Below are 15,681 nucleotides of genomic sequence, written 5' to 3'. Positions count from 1 at the left end.
ATATTTTTTCTACTATAATTTAATTGAGTTTAAGTATTATAATACTAGGATATTAGGGTTGATTTCAGCCAAAAACAAGGCAAAAATCAACCCTAATAAGACTTTCAAATATAATGTAACTGGGATATGGTTTATAGTATAAGAATAAAATTTAATTATCTTGAAATTTACTTTAAAAGTTCAACTTGGCACCAAGTGCTCAAAACTCTAAAACAGGCTGATAAAAGTTAATACAAATATAAAAATCCTGTAATCCCAATGATATCAGAGGGTTACAGGGTTTACTATGTACACTAAATATAAAAATGGTGCCGAAGGTGGGACTCGAACCCACACGAGCACAAGGCCCATTGGATTTTGAATCCAACGCGTCTGCCAATTCCGCCACTTCGGCACATGTTTTTATCAAATATTTAATTTCCTATCGACAACTAATATAATAACATACTAATTATAATTTTGCAAGTGAAAAAATATATAAATATCTGGAATCTAAAGAAACCCCGGCTAATACTTTTAACCGGGGTGATTGTTGATTATTCTTCGATTGCTTCTACAGGACAAGCGTCAGCACAAACCCCACAGTCAATACATTCATCAGCGTCAATATCGAACTTATCATCACCTTCGCTAATTGCTTCAACTGGACATTCATCTTCACATACCCCACAAGATATACATTCATCAGTAATAGTATAAGCCATTATATGTCTCATCTCCTTTCTACATTAATTAGTTTATAGTAATTTACTTAATTATAATAACATTTTACTCTAAATAAGTCAATTATGTGAGTCAGTCATTTACTGGATTTAAATGTAAAATATTTGACATAAAATCAAGTGAATGGTACAATATATACAATCTATTATCATATAATATAATAGATATACTAATATTAATTAGTGTAAAGTTACTTGCTCCTAAGAGTAGATAGAAGTAGAGAAGAAATAGGAGGTGGCAAAATGAGCTATGGAGTAGGCTTAGATTACTTAACAGTTGAAAAGGTAGCAGAATTATTAGTTGTTAAGTCAGAGGTTATTGAAGGTTATTTATATGCAGGAGAATTGCCTGGAATTAAAACAGGTGAAGAGTGGAGAATAGAAGTCGAGGATTTAAAAGAGTTTATAACTGGATTAATGGCTGATCAAGAAAAGGAGAAAGAATTTAAGCAACACCAACCACAAGAGGTTGCTATAGACTGGACCTTAGATGAATGTGGTAATTGTGGGGAACTAGGCATAATTAATAAAGAATCTCACCCTTTCTGCTCATCAGATTGTCAAGAAGTAGCTGATTTAGGATTTCAGGCCTTATAGTTTATATTAAATTTAATAATTATGTAGTAAAAAACCCTGTTGAGAAAATTTTCAACAGGGTTTTTATATATTTAAGACGTTAATTCACTATTCATAATTTCAGCTGCCATTCTCTGCATTAATTCTAACTCTGCTAATTTCTTAACTTCTGTCCAATTCTGGTCAAAGAGTGCTCTAGTCATATTTACTGGTAATCCTGTTTCCATAGAAACAGCTTCAGTTAATCTTAATTTTCCAGCAGTCTGTAGTAAATTCCAATCTGTATCTAAAAGACCTTGTGCTTCGATAGGTGTTATACCTTGTTTTACTAATTCATTTTTAATTCCCTGACGAACTTTAGGTTTAACAGTATCTAAATCTCCTTCAGCTACAGCTTGTACTTCACTAGGACTTAAAACACCTTGAGTCATATCACTTACTTCAGTCTGGATTTTAGACTCAATAACTTTTGTGTCACCTTTGGATAATTTTTTAATCTCATTAGGGTCAAAGGTACCATTAGTCATTTCACTCACTTCTAGAGCTAAGTCGTCTTCAGTAACTATACCATAGGCTTTTAAATACTTAATTTCGTTAGCTTTGTTTACAATTACATGTAGATTATCATGTCTTCTTAAGCCTTCTAAATTAATTAAACGTTTATTTCTACCCATTAATGGTTGATTAGCTAAGCTAAGGGTAACCTTTGAATCATCAAGCTTTGTTACTTGAATCTTCTTAGATAAAGGATACTTTTCTACTAATCGCCCTTTAATTACTTTTAAGTTAAGGAAACTATCTAACATTTTAGCAGTTTCTGCTCGAGTCACAAAGTCATTTGGTTTAAATGTTCCATCTGGATAACCAGAAATTATATCTAAATAAGACGACAGATTAACGGCATTGTTAGCCCAATGTTTTACTGTCATATCTGGATAATAACTTTTATTTAGTTTAATTTCAGTCTCCATCTTATTTAATTCTAAAGCTCTCATCAACATAGTTACTAATTCAGCTCTAGTAATCTCCTTTTCTGGTTTGAAAGTATTATCAGGATATCCAGTAATAATCTCATCTCGAACTAAAGCCGCAATATAGCCTTTAGACTTATGAGATTGAATATCTGTAAGAGTAGTTACACCTATTGGTGGTAGATTTAAAGCTCTAGCCAATCCAGAAGCAAATTCTGCTCTAGTGATTGGTTGATTTGGTTTGAAATTCCCATTATTATAGGTAGATAAGATATTCTTTGATAATAATTCATTAATCTCTGTTTCAGCCCAATGTCCTTTAATATCATTTACTTGACCAGCGGCTAATACTGGTAGACTTAATACTGTAATAAGTATCATAACTAATATTGTACTAATAATCTTTTTCTGCATCTAAAATTGCTCCTTTCATTATTCTAACTCAATGGTACCATAATATATAAAAAATATCTAGATTATGACAGATGTAATTTATGTGTAAGATGTCAAAAAATATAAATTATGTTTCGATTAAGTAATGAATACTTATCATTATTAAATATTAAAATAAGAAAAAATGATTGATCAGCTGGCTTAAATCTTAGAATTTAACAGGTATTTAGTATCTTTTAATGAAATATAAATAAGAGTTTAATAAATTAAGTGGTAGGTGATTAAATTATGAAAAAGTTAATAGGTATTATTCTTTTAATAGGTTTATTATTGTTCACAGTTAAATTTTTTGGGTTGTTGCCAAATTTAGAGTTAGTAAGTGAAAATAATGGTTTAAATCAAGTAGCTATTAAGTCTGATATTAACCAGTTAATATTAAAGGTTAAGAGAATGGTAGGTATAGAAGCATTCGATGAAAATATGGCACGATCAGATGTAGGGGAAACTCATCTAGAAGGAGAGATAAAAAAGATTTATAGCACCCCTAGGGCAGTAAAGCTTAGATTACATATGGATGATAATCATTCACAAATTGAAAATCCGATCAAGATTGCACCTAATGCTATCTTTAAAATTAAAGAGGAAGAGGTTACTTTTCGAAGTCTAAAAATTGGTGATATAGTCGGTATTATTGTTAATACCAAAGGTAAAGCTAGAGCAATAACAGTATATAATAGATAACAAAAGAACAGATGATAAATAAGAGGTAATACATAAGGAGGATAATTATGGAAAAGAATGATCGTTTATTTTTATTAGATGGAAATAGTTTATTACATAGGGCATTTTATGCATTGCCTAAAACTTTACAGACATCAGAAGGTGAATATACTAATGCAGTCTTTGGATTCACTAAGATGTTATTAAGATTGATAGAAGAAGAAGATCCAGATGCTTTAGCAGTTGCATTTGATTTAGCAGCTCCTACTTTTCGACATAAGGAATATGAAGAATACAAAGCCCAACGAAAAAAGACTCCAGATGAATTAAGCCCTCAATTTGATTTGATCAAAGAAGTATTAACTGCTTTTAAGATTCCAGTTTTACAATTAGAGGGTTATGAAGGAGATGATATTATTGGGACTTTAGCCCAAGCTGGTGCCCAGGAAGGATATCAAGTCACCATTACTACTGGAGATAGAGATGCATTACAGTTAGTAACTGAGGATATAGAGATTATGTATACTAAACGTGGTATCACTAATATTGTAAAATATGATTTAGATAAAGTAAGGGAAGATTATGAGTTAGAACCAAAGAAATTAATAGATATGAAAGGTTTAATGGGCGATAAATCAGATAATATTCCAGGAGTTGACGGAATTGGTGAGAAGACATCTACTAAGTTGTTGCATCAATTCGATAGTTTAGAAGAAGTATTAGATAATATTGACCAAGTTTCTGGAAAGAAGAGGAAGGAAAGATTAAGAGAACAAGGTGATAGAGCTAGAATGAGTAAGAAGTTAGCTACTATTAAATTAGATGTTCCTATAGATTATGATTTAGAAGAATTTACTTTAGTTGAACCAGATCAAGATAAATTGGTTGAAGTTTTTAGTAAATTAGAATTTAATACTCTTTTAAAGGAATTTGGTGGTTATGATACTCTTTCTTTTAGTGAGGATTTTGAACTAATTACTGATTATTCCCAATTAGATAAGTTAATTAATAACTTAAAAGAAGAAAAGCAGATTGGTTTTAAGTTTAATTTTGCAGAAACTAAGTTATATCAGCAAAAAGCAAATGGATTAACTATAGTCTATAATGATCAAGAAGCATATTACATAGATATGAAAGAATTAGAGGCTAAAGAAGTAGTTAAAGCATTAAAAGATTACTTTGAAGATGAAGAGGTTAAGAAGTTAAGTTTAGATAGTAAACAGAATTTACTTTATCTTAAAGAGCTAGGAGTAGAAGTAGAAGGATTAGATTTTGATCCTCTATTAGCAGGATATCTCTTGCGTCCGTCAAATAAAAAGCAAGATTTAGAAGATTTATTAACAGAGTATTTAAAAGTGGAATTATCAGAGGTTGATGATGAAGTTGAGCAAGAAACACAATTAGTAAGAAGTCTATTTAAATTAAAAGAGAAATTAATCAAAGATTTAAAAGATAAAGGTTTACTAGAACTTTTTGTTGATGTAGAGTTGCCATTAATCCCAGTTTTAGTTGAATTAGAATTAAATGGAATTGCAGTTGATGAAGATGAATTAGAACGATTATCTAGTAAACTACAAGAGAAATTAGATTCTATTTGTACTAAAGTCTATGAATTATCCGGAGAAGAATTTAATCTGAATTCTCCAAAGCAGCTAGGAGAAATTCTTTTTGAAAAGCTAGGTTTACCAGTTATTAAGCGTACTAAGACAGGTTATTCTACTAGTGCTTCTGTTTTAGAAGAATTAGAAGGTAAACATGAAATTATTCCTTTAGTATTAGAATATAGACAGTACCAAAAGTTAAAGTCAACATATGTTGACCCATTAGCGGACTTAATTAATCATCAAACCGATAGGATACATACTTCCTTTAATCAAATGGTAACTGCCACCGGTAGATTAAGTAGTACTGAACCTAATCTACAGAATATACCAATTAGAACTGAAGAAGGAAGAGAAATTAGAAAAGTATTTGTAGCTGAAGAAGGAAAAAAATTATTAGCCGTTGACTATTCTCAAGTAGAATTAAGAGTTTTAGCACATATTTCTCAAGATGAGAACTTAATCGAAGCTTATATTAATAATGAAGATATTCATACTAAGACAGCAGCAGAAGTCTTTGGTGTTGAGGCTGAGAATGTGACTTATGAACAAAGAAGAAGAGCTAAAGCTATTAACTTTGGAATAGCTTATGGTATAAGTCCATGGGGATTAGCAAAAGATATTGATGTAAGTAATAAAGAAGCCGAAGATTATATTGACCAGTATTTTAATCGCTATCCAAAGGTAAAAGAGTATATGGATGAAAAGATTCAGGATGCGAAGGATCAAGGATATGTTAAGACAATTCTAAATCGTCGACGTTACTTACCAGAAATTAATAGTAGTAATTATCATCGTCGTAGTTTTGCAGAAAGAATGGCAATTAATACTCCGATTCAAGGTAGTGCTGCAGATATTATGAAATTAGCTATGCTAGCTGCTTCAACTACTTTAAAAGAAAGAGGATTAGAAAGTGAGATCCTGCTGCAGGTTCATGATGAATTAGTTTTTGAAGTACCAACTGAAGAATTAGAAGAAGTCCAACAGATTATGAAAGAAAAAATGGAAAGTGTAATTGAATTAGACGTGCCATTGATAGTAGATTTAAATGTAGGTAAGAATTGGCGTGATATGGAAGAGGTAGAGTAGACTTCATAAATGAAGGGGGAAATTGATGGTGTTAAATACAGAGACTATTAATAAAGTGTTAAAGGCTGCTTTAAATAAAGGCGGTGAATTTGCAGAATTATTCTTTGAGAAGAAGATTATTAATCAATTTAGTATGGAAAGCAGTAAATTAGAGAGAGTTAAGACTGGTTATGACTTAGGAGTTGGGATTCGAGTTATTAATGGTGACCAAGTCTCTTATGCCTATACTGATGATGTTGCATTAAATGCTTTATTAGAGACTGCTAAAGTAGCTGGCGCTGCTAGTAAATATCATGAGAATGTAACTATTAATAATCTAAAATTAAATAAGTATGATTCTCCACACCAGATTAAGATTAGACCCGAAGAAGTCGATAAATTAAAGAAGAAAGCTATTTTAGAAACTGTAGATAAAGCAGCTAGAGGTGTTGATGAACGGATTCAACAGATTATGGCCAGTTATGTAGATTATGCACAACAGGTTCAAATTGCTAACTCTCAAGGGTTATTTGTCGAAGATGAAAGAGTTAGAACCCGTTTAATGGTTAATGCTGTAGCCTCCGATGGGAAAGGAATTCAGACTGGAAGAGAAACTCCAGGAAAGCATGCAGGTTTTGAATTATTCGATGAATATCCTCCAGAAGAGATGGGGAAAAGTGCAGCTAACAAAGCAATTACTATGCTAGAAGCTAGACCAGCACCTTCTGCTCGGATGCCAGTAGTAGTTAATCATGGTTTCGGTGGAGTTCTTTTTCATGAAGCCTGTGGTCATGGTTTAGAAGCAGATGCTATTCAGAAAGGTTCGTCTGTCTATGCCGGAAGAGTTGGAGAAAAAGTAGCAAATGAAAAAGTAACAGCTATTGATGATGCTACAATTACTAATGAATGGGGTTCTTTTGTAGTAGATGATGAAGGAAATCCTGCTGAAGAGACAGTTCTAATTAAAGATGGTAAGTTAACCGATTACATGTATGATTTCAAAGCAGCTAAGAAAGCTGATAGAAAATCTACTGGAAATGGTCGTCGTCAATCTTATCGTCATCAACCAATTCCAAGAATGACTAATACTTTTATTGCTCCTGGTGATTCAACGCCAGAAGAGATAATTGGGAGTGTAGATAAAGGATTATATGCTAAAAGTTTAAGCGGTGGGCAAGTAGAACCAGCAACCGGAGATTACACCTTTACAGTTGCTGAAGGTTATTTGATTGAAAATGGTAAAATAACAGAACCGGTCCGGGGTGCTACTTTAGTAGGGAATGGTCCAGATAGTTTACATCGAATCACTATGGTAGGCAATGACTTAAAACAAGCTCCAGGAATGTGTGGTAAAGAAGGCCAGAGTGTACCAACAGCAGTAGGGCAACCTACATTATTAATTGAAGAAGTGACTGTAGGCGGTACAGAAATGGAGGGAGAATAGAGATGACTGAAAAGCTTAATTTAGAAGCAATAATCTCTCAAGGTCAAGAATTAGGTGTAGATGATATAGAATTATTTTATGAAGAATCGACTGAGAATAATTTAAAGGTCTATGAAGGAGAAGTAGAATCTTTAAAATCAGCTCACGCTAAGGGATTAGGTATTAGAGTTTTTATTAATCAACAGATGGGATTTGCTTATACTTCTAACTTTGAATCTGAAGAAATAAAGAAGACTCTAAAAGAAGCAATTGCTAATGCTAAAGTCGTTAGTCCAGATGAATATCGTACTTTACCAGAGGTTACTGATGAAATTAAAGATTTAAATCTTTATAATCCAGAATTAGCTGATAGTGATATAGAAGATAAGATTCAAGTGTCTTTAGATTTAGAAACTGCAGCATTAGAATATGATGAGCGGATTGACACTGTAGATACTGTAGGTTATGGAGATAGTGAAGTAGATATCAGAATTATTAATTCTAAAGGGTTTGATGAAAGTTATCGACAGAATCAATGTTATGCTTATTTATACGTTATTGCCCGGGAAAATGATGAAGCTGAAACTGGAATGGCCATTACCTATGGTGACTCATTATCAGAGTTAACTCCACAAAAGACAGGAGTAGAAGCAGCTAAGAATGCAGTTGATCTTCTAGGAGGAAAACCGGTTAAATCACAAGAAGCGCCTGTAGTATTTCCACCTGAAGTAGGAACTATGTTTATGTATGTTTTAGCACAGGCCTTGACAGCTGAAGCAGTCCAAAAAGGTAGGTCAGTCTTTGCCCAACGATTAGGAGAAGAAGTTGCTGCTAAAGAAGTGAATATTGTAGATAATGGTCTCCTATCTGAGGGGTTAGCTACTGCTCCTTTTGATGCTGAAGGAGTAAAGTGTAGTGAAACTGAAATAATCAAAAATGGTAAGTTGCAAACTTTTTTATATGATACTTATACTGCTAATAAAGCAGGAAAAGAATCGACTGGTAATGCTAGTCGAGGTTCCTATCAAGGGGTTCCAAGTGTTTCTCCTAGTAATTTTTATTTGGTTGCAGGAGATAAGACTGCTGATGAAGTATTAGAATCAGTAGAAGATGGGTTTTATGTAATGAAGGTATCAGGATTAGTAACTGGAGGTGCTAATCCTATTTCCGGTGACTTCTCTGTTGGAGCTACTGGAAGGTGGATCGAAAATGGCGAATTATCAAAGCCAGTTCGAGAAGTTACTATAGCTGGTAACTTAATTGATTTCTTAAAAGATATTGATTTAATTGGAGATGATTTAAAGTTTAATCCAATGATTGGAGCTTATGCAACACCGACCTTTAGAGTAAAGAAGCTAGCCATTAGTGGTTCATAATTATTAGAAATTATTTTTCACGATTTATGATAAATTTAATATACTACTAATGTGAATAAATAATTCGGTCAGGCGATCAGCGAACTTAGATTTTCTAGGGAGGTTGATGGTGCTGGGCTTTTTAGCAGCGGGTTTTAATAACCTGTGGGACCACCAATTAACCATTTGGTTCCACAGGTTATATTATTTTAAAATTTAATATGAAAGGAGGGAGGTTATGGAGGCAGAATATAGATATAAAGTTAGTCAAAAGATAAGTATTATTACTTTAATAGCTAATGTGATTTTTGCTGGAGCTAAAATATTTATCGGAACTGTCTTTCATAGTCAAGCTTTAGTAGCTGATGGTATCCATTCAGCTTCTGATGCAGTCTCTACAATAACCGTGATGGTTGGGAATAAAATTTCTAAAGCTCCCCCGGATGAGGAGCATCCTTATGGTCATGGAAAAGCTGAATCTATTGCTACTAAGGTATTAGGAATTATATTAATTATAGGTGGTCTTATTATTCTAAAAGAGACTATATATACTATATTATATAAACATATTACAATCCCCGGTAGGATTGTTTTATGGGCTGCAATAGTTTCGGTATTATTCAAAGAAATAATGTATCGATATACATATCAAGTAGGAAAGAAGGTTAATAATAAAGCATTGATTGCTGATGCTATTCATCATCGGACAGATGCCTTTTCTTCAATTGCAGCTTTAATAGGAGCTGCTGGAGCTAGATTAGGTTATCCGATTTTAGACCCTATAGCCGGCTTAATAGTAGCGTTATTAATTTTAAAGATGGGAATCGAAGTCTTTAAGGATGCAGCAAATGAATTAATGGATGCAGCACCTGCTCCAGAAAAGTTTAATGAGGTTTTAAAAATTTTAGGTACTATAGATGAAGTACTTGAGGTAAGCAACTTAAAGATTAGACCTCATGGTCCTAATTACTGTATAGATGTTAGAGTAGTAGTAGATAATCACTTAAGTGTAGTAGAAGGACATGAAGTAGCCGTAAAAGTTAAGCAAAGAATTAAAGATCAAAGTAATCATGCCCAGGAAGTATTAGTTCATGTAGACCCTAAAGGGGTCCAACATAGTGAGCTAGGATATTAATTCTGGATATATTGGAAATTTTGATAATTATATTTTACATGTGATATAATAACTGTAAAATAAAGTGGAGGTACTAAATATGCCAGAATTACCAGAAGTACAGACAGTGGTAGACTCTTTGCGTCCAAAGATAAAGGATTTAAGAGTAATAGATGTAGAAATTAAAGAAAAAAAGATGATTGCTTTTCCAGATATATCTGGTTTTAAAGAAGTATTAATTAATAATCAGGTTAAAACTGTAAGGCGGAGAGGTAAATACATTATTATAGAATTGGCTGATGGGCATTATTTGGTAACTCATTTACGGATGACTGGACAATTGATATATTCTTCTGATAATTCTGAAGAGGCTAAATATACATATATAATTATCCAATTTGATAATCAACATCAATTGCGATTTATAAATAAACGTAAATTTGGTAGGATGTACTTAGTTTCTGACTTAGCCGATGCTGGTAGTCTAACTAAATTAGGTCCAGAACCGTTAGAGGATGATTTTACATTTGATAAATTTAAAGCATTGTTTGATAATAGAACTGGTATGATTAAGCCGTTATTACTTAATCAAAAATTTTTAGCCGGTTTAGGTAATATTTATGTAGATGAATCTCTTCATTTATCTCATGTTCATCCTGAACGTAAAGCTAACAGATTAACTGAAAAAGAATTAAAGAATTTATATAAGAATATTAGAAAGATATTAAGAGAAGGAATTAAATATAGAGGAACTACTAAATGGGATTATGTGGATAGTAGCGGTAATGCAGGTGAATACCAAAATCATTTAAAGGCGTATGACAGAGAAGGAGAAGTGTGTTATACTTGTGATACGCCATTGAATAGGATTAAGGTAGGAGGTAGGAGCTCCTATTTCTGCCCGCAATGCCAATCTCCTGATAAATAATTAACTACAATTAAGTTCGGACAGGCACAGTATATCTATCCCCTTCATATATTAGTTAGTGTATTGATATATGGAGGGAGGAGAATTCCTTTGGAATTTATATCGATCTTAATTTTAGCATTAGCTATTAGTTTAGATGGAATGGTAGTAGGAGTTACTTACGGTCTAAGGAAAATAGAGATACCTATATTATCATTATGTATTATTAGTTTAACTTCAGCTATTTCTGTCTTAGTTTCAATGGTTTTAGGGAAGGTAATATCTACTTTTTTATCTGTTAAACTAGCAGAAAACTTAGGTGGATTATTATTAGTTATAATTGGTCTTTGGATTTTATATCAATCTGTCAGAACTATCTTAATTGACCAGACTTTAGATTCTGATGTTCTTATTAAAGATAATTCAATTAATGATGATAGACCACTATTTAAATTTAAAATTAAATCTTTAGGTATTGTAATTAAAATATTAAGTGAACCAGTGAAAGCAGATTTAGATTATTCAGGTGTAATTAGTAAAGTAGAAGCTGTTTTTTTAGGTTTTGCATTAGCCTTAGATGCTTTTGGAGTTGGTTTTGGCGCAGCTATGACAGGTTATGCACCACTTTTAACTACTATTTCTGTAGGAATATCTAAGTTTATTTGTCTATCTTTAGGTCTTTATATAGGGGCCAAGTTTGATGTAAATAAGATTAATTATAAGACTACTCTTTTACCAGGGATTTTATTAATTATATTAGGTGTCCTTAAATTTTTCTAAGAATATTAAATTAACAAAGGAGCATACCAAATTGTTTATTGGATTAACTGGTGGAATAGCTAGTGGAAAAAGTACTGTTAGTAAATTGCTTAAAGATTTAGGTATTCCAGTTATTGATGCAGATCAGATTTCTAGAGAAATAGTAAAACCTAATAAACCAGCATGGCAAAAGATTGTTGATTACTTTGGAAGAGATATACTGTTATCTAATCAAAATTTAAATCGTGATAAATTAGGAGAGATTATATTTAATGATGAGACGGCTAGGGAAAAATTAAATCAAATTACTCATCCTAAGATCATTTCTGAAATAAAGAAAAGAGCAGAAAAATTGAAGGAAGCAGGGGAAGGTACTGTTGTAGCAGATGTCCCTTTATTAATTGAGATTAATATGATGGAGATATTTGATGAAGTTTGGGTTGTCTATGTGAGACGAGAAACACAAATAAAAAGATTAATGACTAGAGATCAAATAGACCGTGAAACAGCTATAGCTAAGATTGAATCTCAGATGTCTTTAGACAAAAAAAAGGGATATGCAGATCGCTTGATAATTAATGAAGGTACTAAAGATGAATTAAAAGATAAAATATTATCTATATGGAGGGAGATCAATGCAGAAAAAAATAGCTCTAATTGCTCATGATGAGAAAAAAGATGATTTAATTAGATTTGCTAAGCTTAATCACGACATTTTAAAAGATTTTGATTTAATTGCCACTGGAACGACTGGTAAGTTATTAAATAGAGATACTGGTTTAAAAGTAATGAGAATGGCTTCAGGTCCATTGGGTGGAGATCAACAGATTGGAGCAGAAGTAGCGAGAGATGAATTAGATGCGGTTCTTTTCTTTAGAGATCCTTTAACTGCTCAACCACATGAACCTGACGTAAGTGCTTTACTTAGGGTTTGTGATGTACATAATGTTCCTTTAGCTACTAATCAAGCAACGGCTACGATGGTATTAAAATGTATAAATGTAAAGGTTGATATTGATTAAGGAGTGTTAAGTTTGGTTATCAGATTACAGAAATTAAAGTTGGTAATGATGATTATCTGTTGTATAATTGTTATTGCTATGTTAATTATTAATTATAATAGTATTCTTAAAATATTTTATCCGCTTCATTATAAAAAAGCTATCTTTACATATGCTGATGAGTATAACTTAGACCCATATTTAGTAGCAGCTATAATCAAGGTTGAGAGTAAATTTAATGAGGATGCTATTTCGGAACGTGGAGCCAGAGGTTTAATGCAAATAATGCCCTCAACAGGTGAGTGGATAGCAGGGGAGTTAGGTATTGAAGATTTTAATCCTGATTTATTATATGGTCCTAAATTAAATATTAACCTTGGTAGTTGGTATTTGGCCCATTTAAAAAAAATATTTTCTAATGATTTAACTTTAGTAATTGCTGCTTATAATGGAGGGCAGGGGAATGTAAACCGCTGGTTAGAGTTAAAACAGTGGAGCGGTAGACATCGTGATTCAGATCAAATTCCTTTTCCAGAAACAAGGGCTTATGTTAAGAAAGTGACAAAAACATATCAGCGATATAGGAAGATTTATCAATCAGAATAAGTGATTGGTAAATCTTTTTCATTTGACAATTATCGACATGAATTATATAATATATATGTTAATCTAATTATATAGGTATTTAATAATTTGTTATAATACTAGCAGTTTTCCCGATTACTTGAGGAGGTGAGATTAATAACTGTTAGGCAATTGAATGACTTATGTCAGTATGCCTACTCCTGTGGTTTTAATTATTAAAAGATTCAGTCAGTTATTTAATAGTATTTTATTAGTAGATTTAAAATTAGGGAGTAGATAGTTAAACATTGAGAATATATGTAAGGACATTATATAGGAAGGTGGTAATCTATGTTCACATATGCAATGAGAAAGTTGTTAATGGCTGTTCCTATTTTAATAGGAATTATAACAATTACTTTTTTATTGAATTTTGTTTTTGTACCTGGTGACCCAGTTCGGATTATGATGGGACAGTCAGCAGATGAAGAGACAATTCAAATGATTAGGAAAGAATTAGGGTTAGATCAACCTTTGTATGTTCAGTATTTTAAAATGTTAGGGAGATTAGCAAAAGGAGATTTTGGTCGTTCCTATAAAACTAATCGACTCGTAAGTGAGATGATTTTGAGCAGATTACCGGCTACAGCTAAATTAGCATTTAGTGCTATGTTAGTAGCTATAATTATGGGAATAACCGCCGGAGTGATTTCTGCTATTAAACCATATTCGTTTTGGGATTATTTCTTTATGGGAGGCGCTTTATTAGGAGTTTCTATGCCGGTCTTTTGGTTAGGATTAATGTTAATTGTAGTATTTGCTATTAAACTAAATCTCTTGCCTGTTGGTGGTTATGGAGATGGTCAAATTCAGTATTTGATTTTACCAGCAATTACTTTAGGTACTATGCAAGCTGGTCGGATTGCTAGAATGACTAGATCCAGTATGTTAGAGGTAATTGGTAAGGATTATATTAGAACTGCTCGTGCTAAAGGGTTAAGTGAAAAAATAGTAGTAATTAAACATGCTTTAAGAAATGCATTGGTTCCAGTAATTACGGTAATAGGAACTCAGTTAGGATATTTACTAGGTGGAACTGTGTTAACTGAAACTACGTTTTCCTGGCCAGGAATTGGAAGGCTAGCTGTTGATGCTGTTCAAGCTAGAGATTTCCCTCTAATTCAAGGGACTGTACTTTTCTTAGCTGTTATCTTTATTGTAGTAAACTTATTAGTAGATTTAGGGTATGGATTTTTAGACCCACGTATTAGATATGATTAAATCATTAAATTGGACAAGGAGGTAATGATATGGCCTTACAGAATAAATCGGTACAAAAAGAGTCTATGCAACAGAAAGAAGAAGTAGAGATATATAGTCCCTGGCGAGAAGCTTGGCGAAAGTTAAAAAAGAATAAAATGGCAATGGTAGGTTTGGGTATTACTGTATTATTGGTGATAGTTGCTATTCTTGCACCGTATATTGCACTGCATGATCCATTGAAAGTCGACTTAATGAAGTCTTTGCAACCTCCTAGTTCAGAGTATCCATTAGGTACTGATAGACTAGGAAGAGGAATATTTAGTCGAATTGTTCATGGAGCTAGGATTTCATTACGAGTAGGATTGATCACTCAAAGTATTGCTTTAATTATCGGAGTAACTTTAGGAGCTTTAGCCGGTTATTATGGTGGTTGGGTTGATGAAGTTATTTCATATTTAATCAATGTTTTCTTAGCGTTTCCATTCTTATTATTTGCTATAGCAATTATGGCTACTTTAGGTCCAGGAATTAATAATGTTTTCTTAGCATTGGCGATAGTAAGTTGGCCTGGTTTAGCACGAATTGTTAGAGGACAGGTGATGAGTCTTAAATCAGAAGAATATGTAGAAGCTGCTAAGGCTCTAGGGGCAAATGATTTTAAAATTATCCTTAAACATTTAATTCCTAATTGTATGGCACCGATTATTGTAACTGTTACTTTAGGAGTGGCCAGTTCTATTTTGGCTGAAGCAGGTTTAAGTTTTTTAGGATTAGGAGCTCAACCGCCGACACCAAGTTGGGGATTAATGTTAAGTAGTGGACGTTCATTTATTAGAACAAATCCTGGGATGATGGTATATCCTGGTTTAGCAATTATGGTTACTATTTTAGGATTGAATCTATTTGGTGATGGTTTACGTGATGCCTTAGATCCAAAAATGAAGGATAATTAAAGCGAGGTGAAAAAATGAGTAAGGATGTAATTCTAGATGTTAATGATTTACAGACTCATTTCTTTGTAGAAAAAGGAGTAGTTAAAGCCGTAGATGGTGTTAGTTTTCAAATAGAGAAAGGTGAAACTTTAGGAATCGTTGGTGAGTCTGGTTCTGGGAAGAGTGTAACTTCTACTTCAATTATGCGCTTAATTCCTCAGCCACCAGGAAAGATTGTTGGTGGTGAAATCAAATTTAAAGGTGAGAATCTATTAAATAAAAGCAAATCGGAAATGAGAAATATTAGAGGAA

The 15,681-nt window shown here is 32.6% G+C and carries 16 protein-coding genes and 1 tRNA gene; 14 read left to right on the top strand and 3 right to left on the bottom strand.

The genetic code is table 11. The features are described 5' to 3' along the window. Positions 1-306 precede the first annotated feature (306 nt). Both B5D41_RS03495 and B5D41_RS03490 read right to left on the bottom strand, forming a co-directional pair. Positions 307-394 (bottom strand) — tRNA-Leu (locus B5D41_RS03495). 142 nt (positions 395-536) lie between these two features. Then, positions 537-704, bottom strand: a complete 168-nt coding sequence (locus B5D41_RS03490; RefSeq protein WP_078809223.1) for a DUF362 domain-containing protein — start codon at positions 702-704, stop codon at positions 537-539. A 261-nt stretch (positions 705-965) separates the two neighbouring features. Between B5D41_RS03490 and B5D41_RS03485 the strand changes: the two genes are divergently transcribed. Then, entirely contained in the window at positions 966-1,319 is a 354-nt protein-coding gene (locus B5D41_RS03485) for a helix-turn-helix domain-containing protein (RefSeq protein WP_078809222.1), read from the top strand. Between the two features lie 71 nt (positions 1,320-1,390). On the opposite strand, the gene B5D41_RS03480 is transcribed toward B5D41_RS03485, so the two are convergent. Continuing rightward, on the bottom strand, positions 1,391-2,683 hold the full coding sequence (locus B5D41_RS03480; RefSeq protein ID WP_078809221.1) for an S-layer homology domain-containing protein: 1,293 nt from the start codon (positions 2,681-2,683) through the stop codon (positions 1,391-1,393). 267 nt (positions 2,684-2,950) lie between these two features. On the opposite strand from B5D41_RS03480, the gene B5D41_RS03475 reads away from it, so the two are divergent. The 13 genes from B5D41_RS03475 to B5D41_RS03415 form a co-directional block, all read left to right on the top strand. Continuing rightward, a complete protein-coding gene (locus B5D41_RS03475; RefSeq protein WP_078809220.1) occupies positions 2,951-3,403 on the top strand; it encodes a hypothetical protein in 453 nt (150 codons plus the stop codon). 47 nt (positions 3,404-3,450) lie between these two features. Beyond that, complete coding sequence (gene polA, locus B5D41_RS03470; RefSeq protein ID WP_078809219.1) at positions 3,451-6,072, top strand: DNA polymerase I; 2,622 nt, start codon at positions 3,451-3,453, stop codon at positions 6,070-6,072. Between the two features lie 25 nt (positions 6,073-6,097). After that, a complete protein-coding gene (locus B5D41_RS03465) occupies positions 6,098-7,495 on the top strand; it encodes a TldD/PmbA family protein (RefSeq protein WP_234983884.1) in 1,398 nt (465 codons plus the stop codon). Between the two features lie 2 nt (positions 7,496-7,497). After that, positions 7,498-8,850, top strand: a complete 1,353-nt coding sequence (locus tag B5D41_RS03460; protein ID WP_078809217.1) for a TldD/PmbA family protein — start codon at positions 7,498-7,500, stop codon at positions 8,848-8,850. A 217-nt stretch (positions 8,851-9,067) separates the two neighbouring features. After that, the gene (locus B5D41_RS03455) at positions 9,068-9,964 is read left to right on the top strand and encodes a cation diffusion facilitator family transporter (protein ID WP_078809216.1); all 897 of its coding nucleotides are present in this window, start codon (positions 9,068-9,070) and stop codon (positions 9,962-9,964) included. Positions 9,965-10,043: 79 nt separating this feature from the next. Next, the gene (mutM, locus tag B5D41_RS03450; protein WP_078809215.1) at positions 10,044-10,871 is read left to right on the top strand and encodes a bifunctional DNA-formamidopyrimidine glycosylase/DNA-(apurinic or apyrimidinic site) lyase; all 828 of its coding nucleotides are present in this window, start codon (positions 10,044-10,046) and stop codon (positions 10,869-10,871) included. A gap of 90 nt (positions 10,872-10,961) precedes the next feature. After that, positions 10,962-11,630: a sporulation membrane protein YtaF gene (ytaF, locus tag B5D41_RS03445; RefSeq protein WP_078809214.1), complete on the top strand. Its 669-nt coding sequence runs from the start codon at positions 10,962-10,964 to the stop codon at positions 11,628-11,630. A 31-nt stretch (positions 11,631-11,661) separates the two neighbouring features. Next, the gene (coaE, locus tag B5D41_RS03440) at positions 11,662-12,276 is read left to right on the top strand and encodes a dephospho-CoA kinase (protein WP_078809213.1); all 615 of its coding nucleotides are present in this window, start codon (positions 11,662-11,664) and stop codon (positions 12,274-12,276) included. After that, positions 12,245-12,631: a methylglyoxal synthase gene (gene mgsA / locus B5D41_RS03435; RefSeq protein WP_078809211.1), complete on the top strand. Its 387-nt coding sequence runs from the start codon at positions 12,245-12,247 to the stop codon at positions 12,629-12,631. The genes coaE and mgsA overlap by 32 nt, the downstream gene beginning before the upstream one ends. Before the next feature lie 3 nt (positions 12,632-12,634). Further along, complete coding sequence (locus B5D41_RS03430) at positions 12,635-13,216, top strand: lytic transglycosylase domain-containing protein (RefSeq protein ID WP_234983883.1); 582 nt, start codon at positions 12,635-12,637, stop codon at positions 13,214-13,216. Between the two features lie 309 nt (positions 13,217-13,525). Then, positions 13,526-14,455 (top strand): ABC transporter permease, encoded by a 930-nt coding sequence (locus B5D41_RS03425; protein ID WP_078809209.1) that lies wholly within the window; start codon positions 13,526-13,528, stop codon positions 14,453-14,455. A gap of 29 nt (positions 14,456-14,484) precedes the next feature. Next, a complete protein-coding gene (gene nikC / locus B5D41_RS03420; protein ID WP_200806410.1) occupies positions 14,485-15,390 on the top strand; it encodes a nickel transporter permease in 906 nt (301 codons plus the stop codon). A gap of 14 nt (positions 15,391-15,404) precedes the next feature. Then, the coding region (locus tag B5D41_RS03415; RefSeq protein ID WP_143555653.1) for an ATP-binding cassette domain-containing protein at positions 15,405-15,681 on the top strand (277 nt) is incomplete at its 3' end.

Origin of the sequence: Selenihalanaerobacter shriftii (genome assembly GCF_900167185.1) — a bacterium.
GTDB lineage: Bacteria > Bacillota > Halanaerobiia > Halobacteroidales > Acetohalobiaceae > Selenihalanaerobacter > Selenihalanaerobacter shriftii.
Note: the sequence above shows the minus strand (reverse complement) of the source record. Positions and strands in the feature narration are given on the sequence as shown.

What these genes read in the sequence shown, in the direction of transcription:
- B5D41_RS03490 (WP_078809223.1), bottom strand. Translation starts at nt 704, where the DNA reads ATGGCTTATACTATTACTGATGAATGTATATCTTGTGGGGTATGTGAA.
- B5D41_RS03485 (WP_078809222.1), top strand. Translation starts at nt 966, where the DNA reads ATGAGCTATGGAGTAGGCTTAGATTACTTAACAGTTGAAAAGGTAGCA.
- B5D41_RS03480 (WP_078809221.1), bottom strand. Translation starts at nt 2,683, where the DNA reads ATGCAGAAAAAGATTATTAGTACAATATTAGTTATGATACTTATTACA.
- B5D41_RS03475 (WP_078809220.1), top strand. Translation starts at nt 2,951, where the DNA reads ATGAAAAAGTTAATAGGTATTATTCTTTTAATAGGTTTATTATTGTTC.
- polA (WP_078809219.1), top strand. Translation starts at nt 3,451, where the DNA reads ATGGAAAAGAATGATCGTTTATTTTTATTAGATGGAAATAGTTTATTA.
- B5D41_RS03465 (WP_234983884.1), top strand. Translation starts at nt 6,098, where the DNA reads ATGGTGTTAAATACAGAGACTATTAATAAAGTGTTAAAGGCTGCTTTA.
- B5D41_RS03460 (WP_078809217.1), top strand. Translation starts at nt 7,498, where the DNA reads ATGACTGAAAAGCTTAATTTAGAAGCAATAATCTCTCAAGGTCAAGAA.
- B5D41_RS03455 (WP_078809216.1), top strand. Translation starts at nt 9,068, where the DNA reads ATGGAGGCAGAATATAGATATAAAGTTAGTCAAAAGATAAGTATTATT.
- mutM (WP_078809215.1), top strand. Translation starts at nt 10,044, where the DNA reads ATGCCAGAATTACCAGAAGTACAGACAGTGGTAGACTCTTTGCGTCCA.
- mgsA (WP_078809211.1), top strand. Translation starts at nt 12,245, where the DNA reads ATGCAGAAAAAAATAGCTCTAATTGCTCATGATGAGAAAAAAGATGAT.
- B5D41_RS03425 (WP_078809209.1), top strand. Translation starts at nt 13,526, where the DNA reads ATGTTCACATATGCAATGAGAAAGTTGTTAATGGCTGTTCCTATTTTA.
- nikC (WP_200806410.1), top strand. Translation starts at nt 14,485, where the DNA reads ATGGCCTTACAGAATAAATCGGTACAAAAAGAGTCTATGCAACAGAAA.